General features: G+C 70.8%; 19 protein-coding genes. 6 read left to right on the top strand and 13 right to left on the bottom strand.

The window, feature by feature from the left end:
- Positions 1-149 precede the first annotated feature (149 nt).
- From MME74_RS04785 to groES, 3 genes are all read right to left on the bottom strand, one after another.
- Positions 150-1,403, bottom strand: coding sequence for an ABC transporter substrate-binding protein (locus tag MME74_RS04785; protein WP_267417578.1), 1,254 nt, complete (start codon positions 1,401-1,403; stop codon positions 150-152).
- A gap of 144 nt (positions 1,404-1,547) precedes the next feature.
- Positions 1,548-2,477 carry an EamA family transporter RarD gene (gene rarD, locus MME74_RS04780; protein ID WP_267417577.1) on the bottom strand — a complete coding sequence of 310 codons (930 nt, stop codon included), beginning with the start codon at positions 2,475-2,477 and terminating at the stop codon, positions 1,548-1,550.
- Positions 2,478-2,625: 148 nt separating this feature from the next.
- Positions 2,626-2,922, bottom strand: a complete 297-nt coding sequence (gene groES / locus MME74_RS04775; protein ID WP_017203655.1) for a co-chaperone GroES — start codon at positions 2,920-2,922, stop codon at positions 2,626-2,628.
- 167 nt (positions 2,923-3,089) lie between these two features.
- Here groES and MME74_RS04770 point away from each other — a divergent pair, with 167 nt between their 5' ends.
- Entirely contained in the window at positions 3,090-4,295 is a 1,206-nt protein-coding gene (locus MME74_RS04770) for a THUMP-like domain-containing protein (protein ID WP_416383339.1), read from the top strand.
- A 6-nt stretch (positions 4,296-4,301) separates the two neighbouring features.
- On the opposite strand, the gene MME74_RS04765 is transcribed toward MME74_RS04770, so the two are convergent.
- The 10 genes from MME74_RS04765 to flgN are packed head-to-tail and all read right to left on the bottom strand — an operon-like array spanning position 4,302 to position 12,545.
- Positions 4,302-5,483, bottom strand: coding sequence for a hypothetical protein (locus MME74_RS04765; protein ID WP_267417575.1), 1,182 nt, complete (start codon positions 5,481-5,483; stop codon positions 4,302-4,304).
- A complete protein-coding gene (locus MME74_RS04760) occupies positions 5,467-6,663 on the bottom strand; it encodes a hypothetical protein (RefSeq protein ID WP_267417574.1) in 1,197 nt (398 codons plus the stop codon). The genes MME74_RS04765 and MME74_RS04760 overlap by 17 nt, the downstream gene beginning before the upstream one ends.
- Positions 6,664-6,667: 4 nt before the next feature.
- On the bottom strand, positions 6,668-7,153 hold the full coding sequence (locus tag MME74_RS04755) for a hypothetical protein (protein WP_267417573.1): 486 nt from the start codon (positions 7,151-7,153) through the stop codon (positions 6,668-6,670).
- The gene (gene tsaD / locus MME74_RS04750; RefSeq protein ID WP_267417572.1) at positions 7,150-8,217 is read right to left on the bottom strand and encodes a tRNA (adenosine(37)-N6)-threonylcarbamoyltransferase complex transferase subunit TsaD; all 1,068 of its coding nucleotides are present in this window, start codon (positions 8,215-8,217) and stop codon (positions 7,150-7,152) included. Before tsaD ends, MME74_RS04755 begins: the two co-directional genes overlap by 4 nt.
- The gene (rimI, locus tag MME74_RS04745) at positions 8,214-8,702 is read right to left on the bottom strand and encodes a ribosomal protein S18-alanine N-acetyltransferase (RefSeq protein WP_267417571.1); all 489 of its coding nucleotides are present in this window, start codon (positions 8,700-8,702) and stop codon (positions 8,214-8,216) included. Before rimI ends, tsaD begins: the two co-directional genes overlap by 4 nt.
- The gene (gene tsaB / locus MME74_RS04740) at positions 8,699-9,316 is read right to left on the bottom strand and encodes a tRNA (adenosine(37)-N6)-threonylcarbamoyltransferase complex dimerization subunit type 1 TsaB (RefSeq protein WP_267417570.1); all 618 of its coding nucleotides are present in this window, start codon (positions 9,314-9,316) and stop codon (positions 8,699-8,701) included. The genes rimI and tsaB overlap by 4 nt, the downstream gene beginning before the upstream one ends.
- 60 nt (positions 9,317-9,376) lie before the next feature.
- Positions 9,377-9,748 carry a flagellar assembly protein FliW gene (locus tag MME74_RS04735; protein ID WP_267417569.1) on the bottom strand — a complete coding sequence of 124 codons (372 nt, stop codon included), beginning with the start codon at positions 9,746-9,748 and terminating at the stop codon, positions 9,377-9,379.
- Positions 9,745-10,626, bottom strand: a complete 882-nt coding sequence (flgL, locus tag MME74_RS04730; protein WP_267417568.1) for a flagellar hook-associated protein FlgL — start codon at positions 10,624-10,626, stop codon at positions 9,745-9,747. The genes MME74_RS04735 and flgL overlap by 4 nt, the downstream gene beginning before the upstream one ends.
- A 13-nt stretch (positions 10,627-10,639) precedes the next feature.
- Positions 10,640-12,049 carry a flagellar hook-associated protein FlgK gene (gene flgK, locus MME74_RS04725; protein ID WP_267417567.1) on the bottom strand — a complete coding sequence of 470 codons (1,410 nt, stop codon included), beginning with the start codon at positions 12,047-12,049 and terminating at the stop codon, positions 10,640-10,642.
- A 13-nt stretch (positions 12,050-12,062) separates the two neighbouring features.
- Positions 12,063-12,545 carry a flagellar export chaperone FlgN gene (flgN, locus tag MME74_RS04720; protein WP_267417565.1) on the bottom strand — a complete coding sequence of 161 codons (483 nt, stop codon included), beginning with the start codon at positions 12,543-12,545 and terminating at the stop codon, positions 12,063-12,065.
- A gap of 197 nt (positions 12,546-12,742) precedes the next feature.
- On the opposite strand from flgN, the gene MME74_RS04715 reads away from it, so the two are divergent.
- The 5 genes from MME74_RS04715 (at position 12,743) to MME74_RS04695 (ending at position 16,616) form a co-directional block, all read left to right on the top strand.
- Positions 12,743-13,543: a sigma-70 family RNA polymerase sigma factor gene (locus tag MME74_RS04715; protein ID WP_267417564.1), complete on the top strand. Its 801-nt coding sequence runs from the start codon at positions 12,743-12,745 to the stop codon at positions 13,541-13,543.
- Between the two features lie 102 nt (positions 13,544-13,645).
- Entirely contained in the window at positions 13,646-14,476 is an 831-nt protein-coding gene (locus tag MME74_RS04710; protein WP_267417563.1) for a flagellin, read from the top strand.
- A gap of 69 nt (positions 14,477-14,545) precedes the next feature.
- Positions 14,546-15,934, top strand: a complete 1,389-nt coding sequence (fliD, locus tag MME74_RS04705) for a flagellar filament capping protein FliD (RefSeq protein WP_267417562.1) — start codon at positions 14,546-14,548, stop codon at positions 15,932-15,934.
- Between the two features lie 2 nt (positions 15,935-15,936).
- Complete coding sequence (fliS, locus tag MME74_RS04700; protein ID WP_267417561.1) at positions 15,937-16,323, top strand: flagellar export chaperone FliS; 387 nt, start codon at positions 15,937-15,939, stop codon at positions 16,321-16,323.
- Positions 16,320-16,616: a hypothetical protein gene (locus MME74_RS04695; RefSeq protein WP_267417560.1), complete on the top strand. Its 297-nt coding sequence runs from the start codon at positions 16,320-16,322 to the stop codon at positions 16,614-16,616. Before fliS ends, MME74_RS04695 begins: the two co-directional genes overlap by 4 nt.
- Positions 16,617-16,697 lie beyond the last annotated feature (81 nt).

Genomic DNA, 16,697 nt, shown 5'->3' with positions numbered 1-16,697 from the left:
CGGAAACCACGACGACGAGACGCCCCGCCCGGACATCTGCTCCGGGCGGGGCGTCTCGTCTCGCTCCGCTCGCTCGACGACCGAGGGGAAGCGGCGGGGGTACGACGAAGGCCCCGGATGCCGAGCATCCGGGGCCTTCGTGTGCGGGATTACTTGATCCGCTTGGCGGTGTTGTCGGCGCCGAACTCGTACACGCCGATTGCCGCGCCCTTCGGGTCGTTGTTCTCGTCGAACGTGATCTCACCGGAGAGGCCGTCGTAGTCGGCGGTGCCGCCGCCGTTGATGATGTCGGCGCACTCGGCGAAGGTCTTGCACTTCTCGCCGTCACCGTCGCCACCGGAGACGGTGCGCATCTGCTCGGCCATGTCCGCGCCCTCGACGGAACCGGCGGCCAGAGCCGACAGCGCCATCAGGATCACGGCGTCGTACGCCTCGGCGGAGTACGTCACGGCGTCGATCGGGTCGTTGCCCTCGGCGGTCCAGACCTCGTTCAGCTGGTCCAGGAAGTCCTGCGGCAGCTCGGCGCCGGCGCGGGTTCCCTTCGAGCCCTCGAGGCTGACCGAGACGTCGGTGCCCCAGTCCTTCAGGTTGCCGTCGACCAGGTACAGCGAGCCCGTGTCGATGCCGGCGTTGCCGAGCAGCGGCGCGATGGTCGCGAACTGGTCGTACGAGACGACGGCGACGGCGTCCGGCTTGGCGGCCGCGATCGTCGACACCTGAGCGTTGAACTGTCCGTCGCCCTGGTTGTAGGAGGCCTCGGCGACGACCTCGCCACCGGTGCCCTCGAACGTCGACTTGATGGCTTCGAAGAGGCCGGTGCCGTACGGGTCGTTCTGGTAGATGATGCCGAGGGTCTTGTGTCCGTCTTCGGCGATCTGGTTGCCGAGCACCTCGCCCTGCAGGTTGTCGCTGGGGGCGGTGCGGAAGTACAGCGGGTTGATGCCCGTGAAGTCCGCGGACGTGTTCGACGGCGAGACGGTGAGGATGCCCGCACCGGCGTTGCCGTCGAGGATGAGCTTCGTGACGCTCGACGACGCGGCGCCGACCATCGCGGTGATGCCCGCGTTCTGCAGGTTGGTGATCGAGGTCTCGTAGGCCTTGTTGTCGAGGTCGCCCTCGTCGGCGGTGGTGAGGTCGATGGTCACCCCGGCATCGGCCTCGTTGATCTGGTTGACGGCCAGCTGGACACCGGCCTCCATCGGCGCTCCGAGGAACGCGAGCGTGCCGGTCGCGGGAAGCATCGAGCCGAGCTTGAGCGTCAGGTCGACGGCCGGCTTCTCACCACCCTTCGACGGCTCCGCGTTCGGCGTGCTCGCGCAGCCGGAGATGACGATGGCGGATGCGCTGATAAGTGCGATCCCGGCGAAGACCTTCGCGGTGCGCGAGCCCTTCAATGCGTTCATGATGCTCCCTTGCGTAACTGAACGTGGATTGTGACCACAGTCGGGTGCTCTAACACTAGGGCGTGATGCCCGCGCACAGGGGTGGCAAGTATCTCGGTGCGTTAACGATCCGACACCGGGTTCTCCAGCCCTGGAAAGGGCCGGTCAGACCAGATCGGGCCGCGGGGTCCTGCGCCCTCGGCGGGCGGCGAGGAACAGGTCGACGAGGAACACGGCGATGGCGATCCAGACGATCACGAACCCCGCCCACCGCGCTGCCGGCATGGGCTCGTGCAGGACGACGACGCCGATGAGGAACTGCATCACCGGGGTGATGAACTGGATCATGCCGATCACGGTGAGGTTGATCCGTCGGGCGCCCGCAGCGAAGAGCAGGAGCGGGACGGCGGTCGCGACACCGGCGAAGGCGAGCAGCACGCCGTGCGCCCAGCCGTTCGCGCCCATCGTGATCCCGGTCGTCTGCGCGACGACGATCAGCTGCACGACCGCGATCGGGATCAACCAGAAGGACTCGAGGGTCAGACCGCTGACCGCGTCGACCGCCGGACCGATCTTCTTCTTGATGAGCCCGTAGACCCCGAACGACGCCGTCAGCGAGAGCGCGATCCACGGGAAGTCGCCGTACGCGACGACGATCACGACGACGGCGAGGGCCGCGATCGCGATGGCCGCCCACTGCAGCCGCCGGATGCGCTCCTTCAGCACGAAGACTCCGAGGAGCACGGTGGTGATCGGGTTGATGAAGTAGCCCAGGCTCGTCTCCACCACGTTGCCGCTGAGGGTCCCGATCAGGAACACCTGCCAGTTGATGTAGATCAGGAGGCCGGCGAGCGCGGTCCAGCCCAGCAGCTTCGGCTGGCGCAGGATCGCCCGGAACGCGGCCCCGCCCCGCATGACCGTGAGCAGCAGGAGGCAGAAGACGAACGACAGCAGTACACGCCAGGCGACGACCTCCCACGGCCCGGTGGGCACGAGCAGGAGGAAGTAGAGCGGCAGCACTCCCCAGAGGAGGTAGGCGGCTCCGGCGTAGGCGACTCCGGCGGACGGGGTGGCGCGGGTCGTCTCGGGGGTCACCGCACAACACTATGCCCGCGCCACGGGCGCAGAGTTCTCCCCTCCAGGCTCCCCGCCGAGTTTGGCAGGAAACGGATGCCGGGTGGCGGAACGCAGAAGGGGGCTCGGATGCCGAAGCATCCGAGCCCCCTTCGAGGACCTCAGCAGATCAGCGGACGACGACCGCGAGGACGTCGCGAGCCGACAGGACGAGGAACTCGTCTGCGCCGAACTTCACCTCGGTGCCGCCGTACTTGCTGTAGAGCACGCGGTCGCCGACGGCGACGTCGAGCGGAACACGGTTGCCGTTGTCATCGATACGGCCGGGGCCGACCGCCACGACCTCGCCCTCCTGGGGCTTCTCCTTGGCGGTGTCGGGGATGACCAGGCCACTCGCGGTGGTCTGCTCGGCCTCGACCTGCTTGATGACGATGCGGTCCTCGAGCGGCTTGATGGAAACCGACACGGTCTACCTCTTCTTTCTTGACGCTGACACGAAAGACTTGTTCGCACTCTCAACCCGAGAGTGCTAATGCCAGTGTAGGCGGTCGGCTGGCACTCATGCAATGCGAGTGCCAGTGCGTCGCCGCCGCTCGGTCCGCCGCGCGGGGGAATTAGGCTGAGGGCGTGGAGATGTCCGAGCTGCGTGCCCTGCTGACCCCTGCCGGTCTCGAGCTGCTCGACGCACTCGACCCGATCGAATCGACCGCCGACGTCGCGCGCGCCGTCTCCCGGCTGCGCGCCGCCGGGCACGCGCCCGATCTCGTCTCGGCGGTCGTCGGACAGGCGCACCTGCGGTCCAGGGCCGCCGCCAAGTTCGGACCGTTCGCCGCGCGCATGCTGTTCACCCGGGCGGGGCTCGAGCAGGCGACGAGGCTCGGCGTGGCGGCACGGCACGCGCAGCGGATCCGGCGTGCGGGATTCACGGACGTCGCCGACCTCGGCTGCGGCATCGGCGGCGATGCGCTGGCCTTCGCGGGCGCCGGGCTCGACGTGCGGGCCGTCGACGCCGACGAGGTCACGGCCGCGATCGCGGCATACAACCTCGCCCCCTTCGGCGAGAACGCGGTGGTGCGTCACGACACCGCCGAGAACGCCTTCGCCGCTCTCGATGACACCGGCACCCGCGCCGTCTGGATGGATCCGGCCCGGCGCACGTCGGGGCACACGGAGACCCGTCGCGTCTCCGCCGATGACTACTCCCCCTCGCTGGACTGGGCGTTCGATGTCGCCTCCCGGGTGCCGACCGGCATCAAGCTCGGCCCCGCGCACGACCGTGACGCGCTGCCCGCCGATGCCGAGGCGCAGTGGGTCAGCGCCGACGGCAGCGTGGTGGAGCTCGTCATGTGGAGCGGTGCCCTCGCCCGGGAGGGCGTGCGGCGTGCGGCCCTCGTGATCCGCGACGACCGCTCCCACGAACTCACCTCATCGGCGGATGCCGCGGACGAGCCGGTGCGCGAGCTCGGCGCATTCCTGCACGAACCCGACGGAGCGGTCATCCGCGCCCGTCTGATCGGCGACGTCGCCCGGAGCCTCGATGCCGGGATGCTCGACGAGCACATCGCGTACCTGACGTCGGATGCGGCGCTGACGAGCCCGTTCGTGCAGTCGTTCCGCGTGCGCGAGACCCTGCCGGCGAACCCCAAGGCGATCAGCGCCGCGCTGAAGGCGCACGGCATCGGCCGCCTCGAGATCAAGAAGCGCGGGGTCGACGTCGACCCGGCGGCGTTCCGGAAGAAGCTGACGCTGCGCGGCGATCAGGAGGCGACGCTGATCCTCGCGCGCATCGGGGATCGACGGACGGCGATCCTCGCCGATCGGGTGCCCGCCGCGGGGTGATCCGCCTCAGTCGTCCGTGCCGGCGCCGGGGATGCGGATCTCGATCGGATCGCCGGGCTCCCCCTGCACCACGACGGTCTCCTCCGGAGCGACATCGGCCAGCGATGTCGCGTTCGTGACCGTCACGAACGGAGCCTGCTGGCCCGTGAACCGCAGGTCGATGGCGGAGACGCCGGTCACCCCGCCGGTCGGATCGAGATCGACCACCTGCACGTCGAGTCCTTCCTGCAGGGCGGCCTCGAAGGGTTTGCATGCCACTCCACCACCGGCATCCACGATCAGGCACCGCTGCGTCGCGCCCTGCTCGGTGAGACGGTCGGCCGACCACACCGGCGCCGAACGGAAACGGCCGACGAGCGTGAGCCCGAGGCTGTACCCCTCCGCGGCCAGCTCCCCGGCCCTCTCGCGTTCGGCGTCGGCGAGCCCGTCGGTCGAACCGAATCCCGGACCCCAGCGCTGGAGACCGACCATGGGCTCCCCGTCAGCGGTGAGGAACATCGTGGCGCCGACATTCACGTCGAACCACCCTCCCTCGGCGTCGCCCTCCTCCGCCGGCAGCGGCAGGAACGCGGACATCCCGACCTCCTGCTCCTCCGAGGTCCGGCAGTCCGCCTGGGATCTCTCACCGACGTCGAGCACCAGGCAGTGGACCTCACCCGCCTTCCTCGTCGCGTACCAGACGAGGGCGTCGTCGTTCTGCGCGATCGCACGCACCGAACCGGGGTCGTAGGTCGACGCGCCGAGCTCGGCACGACGCTGCTGCTGCTCGGCGCTCAGCGGGATGCTCGCGGGCTGCGGGGAGAAGAGGGCCCCGCCGGCGCCGATGCCGATCGCGAGCAGGAGGACGGATCCCACGACCGCGGCCTTCGCGCTCCTCCGCAGTGCTCCATGGAACGTCGCGGGGGCCTCCGGCGGTTCGGGGGCGTCCGGTTGTCCGGGGAGGTCAGGGGCATCCGACGTCGCTGCGGCATCCGGCGCACGCCCGTCACCGGCGTTCGGGGCGGGCACTCCGTCGTGGATCGCCGTCTCCACGGACGCGGACGCGGCCGTCGTCGGCTCGGCGACATCGAGGCGCCGGTCCTCCAGCGCGCGCAGCCGCTGCGCCTCGGCCGTCGTCAGACTGCCGCCGGGACTGTAGGCCTTCCGCTGCAGCGCCCGCCGTTCCTCGGCGTCAGTCCTCGCCGGCACCCTCGACGCCTCCCTCGCGGGTGATCACGAGGTAGCCGGGGCCGCTGCTGGTCGGCAGCTCGAGGTGCGTGACGCCGCCGGTCTCGGTGTCGACGACGTTGAGGACGAGACTCGACGCCTGATCCTGCATCGTCTCCGGATCGGCGCAGGCGATCGGCGCCTCCGCGGTCGAGCCGTCGTAGATGAGGCACTGGGTCTGCGCATCGACCTTCACGGCGGTCCACACCGGCACGTCGCCGTCGTACCCGACCACCCAGAGCGAATTGGTGTCGAAGCCTTCGTCCGCGAGCCGCTCCGCCGTCCGCGACTCCTGGTCGTTCGCGTAGGTGATGCCGCTGAAGCTCGGGTCGTAGTCGTAGGAGCTCACCGCGACGGCGGCATCTCCCGCCGCGGTGAACAGCATCTGCACGCTGAGCTGGCGCTGCAGGTCGCCCTCGCCGTCGACGGTGATGGACCCCGAGATGCCGGTCACGACGGCCGTCTCCGTGAGATCGCACTGGGGCATGGTCACATCCCCCGTGCCGAGGATCAGACAGGTGCGCGCGTTCTCGTCCATCGTCGCCGTCCAGATGACGGCACCTTCTTCGACGGCGAGCGCACGGATCGATCCCGGGTCGTAGCGGCCGCCGGAGAGCAGGGTGTTCTGCCACTCCTGCTGCTCCGCGGTCAGCTCGACCGAGGCCGAGCCCCCGGACCGGCCGAAGGCGAGCCAGCCGATCCCCAGACCGACGACGAGCACGAATGCGGCCGCGAGCGCGAGCGGCCGCCAGTATGCCCGTACGGTCGCGCGCAGCGCGCCGGCAGTGGGCGCGGAGGACTCCTCCGCAGCGCCCTCGTCCGCGGTGCCGCCCGCGTCGGTGCGCTCACCGTCCTCCGGCGCATCGATGACCGTGGTCCGGCGGCCCGGCCCGACAGTGCTCCCCTGGACCGCGCTCCCCTGGACCGCGCTCCCCTGGACCGCGCTCTCCTCGAGCGTGCTCTCCTGGACCGCGCTCTCCTCGGCCGAGGCCTCCGGCGGTCCGGCGCTCCCGTCCGCTGCCGACCCGGCGGCCCCGGCGGCGAAGCGGCGGTCATCCAGCTCACGGAGCCTGTCGGCCTCGGTCGGAGTGAGCACGGCGTCACGTCCGTAGGCACGCGCCTGCAGGGAACGCAGCTCCTCCTGCTCCTCGGCGCTCAGCATCGGATCAGCCCAGCTTCTCGAACTGCATGCCCGCCCAGACGAGCCATCCCAGGCTGTAGACGGTGGCGCAGAGGCTGAGCACGAGCGCCCAGCGAGCGATCGCCCGGTTCTCGACGGGGCGTCGCAGGGACATGATCGCCGCGATCACCGCGACCACGGCGACGGGGATGCCCCACCCGACGAAGAACGACGCTCCGAGCGCCACGATCGCGGCGAGCAGTGCCCAGGGGGCGAGTCGGGTGTCGTCGATCGGTGCGGTGTCGACCGCGGGCTCCCACTCCGGCTCCTCCGGAGCATCGATGTCGGGACCGCTCACCACCACCGGCTCGATGCCGACGGGCCCGGTCGGGAGCTTCGTGTACCCCTCACGCCGCGCGCCGGGGAGCCGTGCCGATCCCGCCGGGTGCTCGACCTCGCCGCTGGGGCGCTCGATGCGCGTCTGCGGCGCGGGCGGAGTCTTCGCCGCGGAGGCGTCGGCCGCGTCGCTCATGCGAGCACCGCCTCCGCGATCTGGATCTCCGTGACCGGAAGCGTGGAATCGGCGCCGAAAGCGAGGGTCGAGGGGCGGCGCCCCGATGAGATCAGCTCGGCCGCGAGCGCCGCGATCATCGCCCCGTTGTCCGTGCAGAGCGAGAGCGGGGGGATGCGCACCGTCACGCCTGCCTCGGCCGCGCGCTGCAGTGCGACCTCGCGCAGTCGCCGGTTCGCGATCACTCCCCCGCCCAGCAGCAGTCGCGGCACACCCAGGTCGGCGCAGGCGGCGAGGGTCTTCGTCACGAGCACGTCCACCACGGCCTCGCGGAAGCTCGCGGCGACATCGGCCACCGGCACCTCCACGCCGTCGGCCTCGCAGCGCTCGACCCAGCGGGCGACGGCCGTCTTGAGCCCCGAGAACGAGAAGTCGTAGCGGTGCTTCGCCATGTCGGACGCGCGGGAGAGCCCCCGCGGGAACCGGATCGCGTTCGGATCGCCCTCGGCCGCCGCACGGTCGATCTCCGGACCACCGGGATACGGCAGCGAGAGGAGCCGGGCGACCTTGTCGAACGCCTCCCCCGCCGCATCGTCCATCGTCTCGCCGAGGAGCTCGACGTCGGTCGTGAGGTCGCGCACGTGCAGCAGCGAGGTGTGCCCGCCGGAGACCAGCAGCGCGATCGTCGGGTACTCGAGCGGCGCCGAGTCGACCGTGAGGATGTCGGCCGCGATGTGTCCGACCAGATGGTTCACCGCGTACAGCGGCTTGTCGAGCGACACGGCCAGACCCTTCGCGGCACCGACCCCGACCATGAGGGCGCCCGCGAGTCCGGGCCCGCTCGTGACGGCGACCGCGTCGAGGTCGTCGAGGCGCACGCCGGCTTCCGCGAGCGCCGCCTCGATCGACGGCTGCAGCGCCTCGAGGTGCGCCCGCGCGGCGACCTCCGGCACGACGCCGCCGTACCGGGCGTGCTCGTCCATGCTCGAGGCGATGGTGTTCGAGAGCAGGGTGCGCCCGCGGACGATGCCGATGCCCGTCTCGTCGCAGCTCGTCTCGATGCCGAGGACCAGCGGTTCGCTCATGCCTTCGCCTCCTCGGTCGTGTCGGTCGACGCCGGGTGGCGGCGCAGTTCCAGGCGCATCACGATCGCGTCGACGTCGTCCGGCTGATAGTAGCGAGGACGCCGGCCGATCTCCTCGAAACCCTCCGCGCGGTAGAGACCTTCGGCGGACGGATTGTCGGCCCGGACCTCGAGGAACACCTCGCGGGCGCCGCGCTCGACGGCGGCGGAGAGCAGTGCACGCAGCAGAGCGCGCCCCCGCCCCTGGCCCCGGTGCTCGGCGAGGAGGGCGATGGTCTGGATGTCGGCATCCGCGCTGCCCTGGAGGGCGCGCACGCCGCCGTACCCGATCACGGTGCCGTCCTGCTCATCGACGAGGTAGCGTCCGTGCGGGCTGTCGAGCTCGGCGGCCATGGTGTCGGCGCTCCAGGCGTCGGTGGGAAAGGACCGGTTCTCGATCGCCATGATCGCGTCGAGGTCTTCCGGGGTGGCGTCGCGGAGCGTCACGTCCCCACCTTCTTCGGTGCGCCGGGAAGCGTCACGTCGGGGTGGCGCAGGTAGAGGGGCTCGTCGCCCGTGAGGGTGCGGCCGGCGGCGAGCGCCCGCGCGCCGACCCGGGCCAGGTCCGTGGCGGACAGCGTCGCCACGTCGATGCGGCGGAGGCCGTCGAGATGCGCGTCGGCCTCCGCCGCCCGCACCAGCACGGTGTCCGCCACGACGTTCGGGATGCCGTCGGGATCCGTGCCGTCGAAGACGGTGATCGCGACCTCGCGGCGGCGGGCGTCCGTCACGATCGCGAACGGCTGCGTCTCGGTCTCCAGCGCGGTGAGCGCTGCCGCGAAGTGGCTGGGGACGGGGACGACCGGGATGCCGCGACCGAGCGCGAACGCCCGGGCGGCGGCGATGCCGATGCGCAGGCCCGTGAAGGGTCCCGGCCCCATGCCCGCGACGACATGCGTCACGTCACCGGGACCGGCCTCCCGACAGGCGTCGACGAGCAGGTCGCCGATGACCTCGGCGTGGCCGAAGGGGTCGGTGGCGTTCGCTGTGGAGCGGGCCGCCCCGTCGGCATCGATGAGGGCGACAGCCGTGCCCAGGGAGGTGTCGACGGCAAGGATCACGTCTCCAGGGTAGCCGTGGTTCCGCCCGGGCAGCGGCCCGGTTCGACCGCGGAGCGCGCGTCAGCCCAGCGGAGCGCGCAGCGGGTAGTCCTGGTCCTCGAGGATCACCTGCGCGGCGGCGCCCGTGGTGCGGTTGACGATCACGGGAGCGAGGAGGTTCACGCTCACCCCGTCGGCGGACGGGTGCGCGACCACGAGGATCAGCGCGTCATCGGGCGTCTCGAGCGCGAGGCCGTCGGCCTGCTCGTCGGTGAGCACGGGTGCGTACTCGGTGAGTACCGAACGGGGGTCGACGAGGTACAGGCGCAGCTCCGCGTCGTCCACCGCCCGCATCGCGAACAGGCCGTCCGCACCGTCGACGGGCGCGAGCGCGAAGTCGACGTGCGGGGCGAGCCCGGGCGGCGGAGCCAGGAACGTGAGTGCCGCGGTCATCGCAGGAAGTCCATGAGCGAGGGCTGGAGCACGCGCGCGTTCACGGCGAGCGCGGAGCGGTACACGAGCTCCTGCGCCTGCAGGCGCACGAGCACCTCGATCGAATCGACGTCCTCGACCGCCACGCGGCGGGACTCGAGGGACACGGTGTTCTGCACTGCCGCCTCCTTGGCGCGTTCGATCTGAGCCTGACGGGTACCGACGGATCCCTGCACGGCGAGCATGGCCGTGCGCCGGGAGTCGATCTCCGCCAGTCGGGGTCCGACGTTCGTGCCGGAGCGGAGGTCGGCGACGATCTTGTCGACCAGCGCGAACACCGAGTCGTCGCCGGTTCCGAAGACCGCGGCGCCGTCGGTGTCGACCCGGACGGAGGCACCGTCGGAGACGCGGCGGGTCACCTCCGCACCCGGAACGCCGCTGTGGCTGTAGTCCGCGGCGAAGGCCGCGCTATCGGACGTGCCCGCGAACACCGAGCGCCCGAGCAGCCGGGTGTTCGCCTGTGAGAGGAGCTCCTTGCGGATGCCCTCGAGCTCGACGGCCAGGGCCTCCTTCGCGGTCGCGTCCAGCGCGCCGTCGTTCGCTCCCTGTGCGGTGAGGTCGCGGATGCGGCTCAACAGGGACGTGCTGGCGCTGATCGCCCCGTCCGCCGCCGTGACCCACGCGAGGCCGTCGTCGATGTTGCGGGCGTACTGGTCGGTGCGGCGCTGCTCGGCATGCAGCGCCAGCGCGGCCGCGGCTGCCGCCGGGTCGTCCGACGGTGCGGCGAACGCGCGCTGGGAGGTCGCCTGCTCCTGCAGCCGCGCCAGCTCGGAGAGGTTCGACTGCAGCTGGCGCATGGCCGTCTGCGTCATGGCGGATGAGGTCACTCGAGAGATCACGATGCTCCTTCGCTCAGCGTCCGACGAGACCCGTGCGGTTGATGAGGACGTCGAGCGCCTCGTCCACCGCGGTCATCACGCGGGCTGCGGCCTGGTAGGCGGTCTGGTAGGTGAGCAGACTGATCGTCTCCTCGTCGCCGTCGACGGCGGCGACCGACTGCTGCGCCCCGACCGCGGCGACCGCCGTCGCGTCGGACACCCGCGCACGCTGCACGTCGGCCGCGGTCGCGACGCCGAAGCGCGTGACGTGATCGGACCACAGCGCATCCGGGGACGTGGCGCTCCGCCCGATCTGCGAGATCAGGTCGGCGTTGGTCGAATCCAGTGCGCCGGCTCCCGGCGCGGCGAGCGCCAGCTCCGACGGCGAGGTGACGGCGACGCGCAGTCCGAGCGCCGCCGATCCCGTGGTCGGGAGCGTGAAGAAGTCGCCGCCGGGCTGACCGGACGCGGTCACACCGGCACGATGCTGCGTGTTCAGCGCATCGGCCAGGGTCGTCGCCATCGCGTCGTACGTCGACGCGAGCTGCGCGAGCATCCCGCCGTCCGACGCGGGGGCGAGGATCGAGAGCGAGCCGCCGAGCTCGCCCCCGTCGATCGACACCGGGATGTCGGGATCGGAGACCCAGGAGACCGTGAGCCGCTGGCCGTCGCCGAGCGTCGTCGGCCCGGTCAGCGCGAGATGACGGGAGTCTGCCCCCGACACCAGGGCGTTGCCGCCGATGCGCACCGTCATCGTCCCGTCGCTCTCGACGGTCGCGGCGGCACCGGCCATCCGGGACACGTTCTGTGCGAGGACGCTGCGCTGGTCCATGAGCTCGTTCGCCGAGCGCCCGGAGGCGAGGGCGTCGCGGATCTCCTGGTTGAGCACGGCGATCTGATCCGCCGCCGCGTTCACCTGGGTGATCGTGCGGTCGGCACCCGCACGCGCGTCGCTCCACTGCGAGGCGACCGCGCGGTATCCGCCCGCGATGTGGGAGGCGAGCTCCTTCGCGGACTCCAGGATGCTGGAGGCCGCGGCCCCCGAGTCCGGGGTGTTCGCGAGGTCCTGCCAGCCCGACCAGAACTTCGACAGCCGGGCGGCCAGTCCGTTCTCGGTGGGCTCGGCCAGAGACGCCTCGATCCTGGTCGCGGCGACCGCCCGCGTGGACCAGAAGCCGGACGCCGCGAGGGAATCGCGGACGCGGGCGTCGAGCAGCGCATCCCCGACTCGGGCGACGCCGTCGATGGAGACGCCGTGCCCCGGGACGGCCCCGACGCTGAACCGTCCGGTCTGGGCGACGGCGGCCACGGCCGAGGTCAGCACCCGCTGGCGCGTGTACCCCTCCGTCTTCTGGTTGGCGATGTTCTGCCCGACCACGTCCATGCCGCGGCGGGCGGCCGCGAGACCGCTGGCCGCGGTGTTCAATCCACTGAAGGTCGACATGATCCCCTTCCGGTCACATCTCGGTGTCGATGATGCGCGCGGCGTCGTCGCGCGCGCGGTCACCGTTCGTCGTGTACTCGCCGGTGTCGTCTCCGAGCGCGGCGATCGTCTCCTGGGTGGCGCGGAGCACGCCGCTGAGCTGTTCGGCGTTGGCGTCGCGCATCTGCTCCACCTCGGCGGCGAGCCGGGTGAGCGCACGCAGGTGGTCCGAGAAGACCTCTTTCCAGGCCCCCTCCGGTGCATGCTCGATCAGTTCGCGGATGGTCGCGGTCTCGGGAGCCCCCCACTCCTCGGCGACCGCGGAGACCTCCACGGTCCGCGCCAGGCCGGCACCGCGCAGACGATCGAGCACCTGGTCGATCTCGCGTGCGGCAAACTGGATCCATTGGGATCGTCCCGCGGCCAGCAGCAGCTGCTGTTCGTCGAGTTTGAAGAGCAGCATCTCGAGCAGTTCGCGCTCGCGCCACAGCTGTATCGATAGTTCGTTGGCTCCCATGATCCCCTTTTCCCCAGTTGATCGCCCCGCCTGTTAACGCGGCCAAAGGTCACTATCGGCTATCGCGCCCCTAAGGTTACTATGTGGAACGGCGATGGGTAGTTCTCCCCATGTACAAATCACGTCATATGTGATATGCGCATCTATTCATCTCCTCGGATCTTCCGGAGTGCATCCAGAGAGGTGGATCATCCCCCATGTCGTCGCGCGCTGAGCGCAATCTCCTCATCGAGAGCAACCTCCCCCTGGTCGGATACCTCGCCGCCGAGACCCATGCCCGAGCCACCCACATCCCCCGTGACGAGCTCGCGGCCGTCGGAGCGCTCGCGCTCGTGACCGCCGCCGAGGCGTTCGACCCCGAACTGGGCGTCCCCTTCGGCGCCTATGCACGCCGCCGCATCCTCGGTGCGTTCGCCGACGAGATGCGCTCCATGGACTGGGCGTCCCGTGGCATCCGCAAGCGCATCAAGGAGACCGTGGCCGTCCGCGAGACCCTCACCGCCGGGCTCGGCCGGACCGCGACCGCCGCCGAAGTGGCCACGGCCATGGGCGTCGCGAAGGACGTCGTCGTCGAAGCCCTCGCCGACGCGGCCCGCACCGTCACCACGCTGGAGGACCCGTCGGCCCGCGACGTGGCCGCCGAGATCCCCCTCCCCGAGGAGTCGGCGCTCGTCGGCGAACGGCGCGAGGTGCTGGAGCAGGCCGTCGCCGCGCTGCCGGAGCGCATGCGCCGGATCGTTCAGGCCGTGTACTTCGACGAGCGCCCCGTGAAGGAGATCGCCGAGGAGCTCGGCGTGACCCACTCCGCGGTGTCGCAGCAGCGGTCGGAGGCCATCCGGCTCCTGCGCGACGCGCTGGACCGGTTCTTCACCGAAGGGCCCACGCCCGTCACGACGACCCGGGTGTCCGCCGGCGCCCGCGATGCGTACTTCACGCGCATCGCCGACGCGAGCAGCGCGCGGATCGCCGGGGTGTTCCGGGAAGCGGCTCCCGCCTGATCGACCCGCGCCCGGCTAACGGGCGCGCCTACTCCGCCGATAGGTGTGTGCGGGAGACCACGGATGGTCCCCCGCACAACACATCACGGAGGAGAAACCCTTATGGGTATGCAGATCAGCACGAACGTGTCGGCACTCAACGCCTACCGCAACCTGTCCAACACGCAGAACGACCTGTCGAAGTCGCTCGAGAAGCTGTCCAGCGGCTTCCGCATCAACCGCGCGGCTGACGACGCTGCGGGCCTCGCGATCTCCGAGGGCCTGCGCTCGCAGGTCAACGGCCTGAACGTCGCGGCGCGCAACGCCCAGGACGGCATCTCGGTCATCCAGACCGCGGAAGGCGCCCTGACCGAGGTCCACTCGATCCTGCAGCGCGTTCGCGACCTGACCGCTCAGGGTGCGAACGACTCGAACAACGCGAAGTCGCGCGACGCGATCCAGAAGGAGATCAACACCCTGGGTGATGAGCTCACGCGGATCGCCGGCAGCACGAACTTCAACGGCATCAAGCTGCTCTCGGGCGGCGACACGCTGACGTTCCAGGTCGGTGCGGGCTCCGTCGCCGCCGAGGACCAGATCTCGGTCGCCCTGACCGACTTCGCCACCCTCGGTGCCGACATCAAGACGCTCGCGGCGACCATGACGGACGCTGCGACGTACGGTACCGCGCTGGCGGGTATCGACACGCAGATCCAGGCGGTCTCGACCGCACGCGCCGGCTACGGTGCGCTGCAGAACCGCTTCGAGTCGACCATCAACAGCCTCAACGTGTCGGCGGAGAACCTGTCCGCTGCCGAGAGCCGGATCCGCGACACCGACATGGCGTCCGAGATGGTCAAGTTCACATCGAAGAACATCCTGTCGCAGGCAGGTACGGCGATGCTGGCCCAGGCCAACCAGGCCAACCAGGGCGTGCTCCAGCTCCTGCGCTGAACCGCGCCATAGGGTCCGGGCGCCCACCGGCGCCCGGACCCTGCCCGCTCCCGATCTGGAAAGGCGACCATGTCCCTCTCGCTCGACGGCCTCGTCTCCGGCCTGAAGACCACGGAGGTCATCAAGGCCCTGATGGAGGTGCACGCCATCCCCCGCTCGCTGCTCAAGGCGAAGATGGATGACAAGAACGGCATCGTCAGCCAGCTGCAGACGCTGAACACCGCCCTCCAGAACCTCGGCACCGCGGCCGAGAAGGCCGCGTCCCGGGACGGGCTCGCCCGCTTCACGACGTCCTCGTCGTCACCGACGGTCACGGTCGCCACGCGCACGGGCGCCACCGCCCTCGCGGCCGACATCGTCGTCGACCGCATCGCGAAGAACCACACCATCGTCTCCGCCGCCTCGAACGGCTGGCCGGACGACCCGCCCGTGATCACGCTCGAGAACGCGAAGGGCGAGCGCCTGCAGGTCACCGCCGACTCCGCCTCGATGCAGGACGTGGCACAGGCCATCAACGAATCCGGCTTCGGCATCGTCGCCGCCGCCGTCCCCGCCGGACGCGACGCCGACGGCAACGTCATGCACCGCCTGCAGCTGCGCGCGGCGGACTCCGGGGAAGCCGGACAGTTCCGCGCCTACCGCGGGGACACCGCCGCCGTCGCCGCCGGCACGGCGACCGACATCTCCACCGCCGCAGGAGCCGCCGTCATCGCCGTCGGCACCGACGCCCAGGTACGGCTCTGGGCGGGCACCAGCGCCGAGCAGGTGCTGACGTCGTCGAGCAACACCTTCACCGACCTGTTCGACGGCGTCGACGTGACCGTCTCGGCTGCATCCGCCGATCCCGTCACGATCGGCGTGACCGTCGACACGGCCGCCCGCACCAAGGCCTCCGCCGAGTTCGTCGCCGCGATCAAGGACATCCTGACCCGCATCGACAACGGCTCGAAGGCGACGGTCGCCGCGAACCCGGGCGAGAAGACGAAGCTCGGCGTGTTCACCGGCGACAGCGCCGTCCGCGGGCTGCGCAACGCCCTCGCCGACGCCGTGCAGCACCCCGTGGACGGCGTCTCCCCCTCCTCCATCGGCATCTCGTCCGACATGTACGGCGTGCTGAGCTTCGACGAGGAGAAGTTCGCGGAGGCGCTCGCGAAGGATCCCGATGCCGTCGCCGGCCTCTTCTCCGACATCGCCTCGCGCGTGCAGGAGACCACCAAGGTCTACTCCGACAAGTACGACGGCCTGCTGACCTCGCGCATCACCGGCCAGGAGAGCGAGGTGAAGAGCCTCGGCGAGCAGATGGAGCGCTGGGACGTGCGTCTCGCCCAGCGCAAGACCTCGCTGGAGCGGACCTACGCGCGCCTCGAGGTCATGCTGTCGCAGCTGCAGTCGCAGTCCTCGTACCTCACCTCGCAGATCGCCGCCCTGCCGGGCTCGAGCTCGGGGTCGGGGAAGTGAGCATGAACGCCGCCCTCCGTGCCCAGCAGCGCTACCGCGAGGACGCCGTGCTGTCGGCGCCGCCGGAGCGTCTCGTCACGATGCTCTACGACCGCCTCCTGCTCGACATCGAGCGCGGCGAGACGGCCCAGCGCGCCGAGGACTGGACGGAGGCGAACGCCCAGCTCCAGCACGCCCAGGCCATCGTCTCGGAGCTGTCGTCGTCGCTGACCGACGAGTGGAACGGCAGCGCCGGACTGCGGTCGCTGTACCTCTTCCTCTCGCAGACGCTCATCGGCGCGAACATCGGTCGTGACCCGGAGCGCACGCACGCCTGCCACGAGATCGTCGCCCCGCTGCGCGCCGCCTGGCACGAGGCCGCGCGCACCGTCGCGGAGGCCAGGGCGTGAGCTCTGACGAGTGGACCGCTCTGCTCGACCGGCTCGAGGAGGACGCCGAGCGCATCCTCGCCGCCGCGCCCGGCAGTGCCGACGCGGCGGACATCCTGCCGTGGACGCCCCCGTCCACACCGCTGCCGCCCGACCTGGCCGAGCGCGCCCGGCTCGTGGTGGAGCTCCAGCGCGCCGCGATGGAGCGCACCCGCACGGACCTCGACGACCTCCGTCAGCACCTCGTCGCCGTGCGCCGCGTCCCCGGCCCCCGGCAGCCCGACGCTCCCGCCTACCTCGACGTGAACGGCTGAGACCGCTCCCTAACGCCCCGGTCCGTCCTGCCGATAGAGCAGGGTGAGCAGGGATGGCTCGCAAGACTCGGCCAGGGATCG

The sequence above is a fragment of the Microbacterium oxydans genome (assembly GCF_026559675.1).
In the GTDB taxonomy this organism is placed as follows: Bacteria; Actinomycetota; Actinomycetes; order Actinomycetales; family Microbacteriaceae; genus Microbacterium; species Microbacterium oxydans_D.
The sequence above is the reverse complement of the archived record's forward strand: the minus strand, read 5'-3'. Positions and strand labels throughout refer to the sequence as shown.

Coding starts and splice junctions, on each gene's coding strand:
- MME74_RS04785 (WP_267417578.1), bottom strand. CDS start 1,403: ATGAACGCATTGAAGGGCTCGCGCACCGCGAAGGTCTTCGCCGGGATC.
- MME74_RS04770 (WP_416383339.1), top strand. CDS start 3,090: ATGTCCGAGCTGCGTGCCCTGCTGACCCCTGCCGGTCTCGAGCTGCTC.
- MME74_RS04760 (WP_267417574.1), bottom strand. CDS start 6,663: ATGCTGAGCGCCGAGGAGCAGGAGGAGCTGCGTTCCCTGCAGGCGCGT.
- MME74_RS04755 (WP_267417573.1), bottom strand. CDS start 7,153: ATGAGCGACGCGGCCGACGCCTCCGCGGCGAAGACTCCGCCCGCGCCG.
- tsaD (WP_267417572.1), bottom strand. CDS start 8,217: ATGAGCGAACCGCTGGTCCTCGGCATCGAGACGAGCTGCGACGAGACG.
- MME74_RS04735 (WP_267417569.1), bottom strand. CDS start 9,748: ATGACCGCGGCACTCACGTTCCTGGCTCCGCCGCCCGGGCTCGCCCCG.
- flgK (WP_267417567.1), bottom strand. CDS start 12,049: ATGTCGACCTTCAGTGGATTGAACACCGCGGCCAGCGGTCTCGCGGCC.
- flgN (WP_267417565.1), bottom strand. CDS start 12,545: ATGGGAGCCAACGAACTATCGATACAGCTGTGGCGCGAGCGCGAACTG.
- MME74_RS04715 (WP_267417564.1), top strand. CDS start 12,743: ATGTCGTCGCGCGCTGAGCGCAATCTCCTCATCGAGAGCAACCTCCCC.
- MME74_RS04710 (WP_267417563.1), top strand. CDS start 13,646: ATGGGTATGCAGATCAGCACGAACGTGTCGGCACTCAACGCCTACCGC.
- fliD (WP_267417562.1), top strand. CDS start 14,546: ATGTCCCTCTCGCTCGACGGCCTCGTCTCCGGCCTGAAGACCACGGAG.
- fliS (WP_267417561.1), top strand. CDS start 15,937: ATGAACGCCGCCCTCCGTGCCCAGCAGCGCTACCGCGAGGACGCCGTG.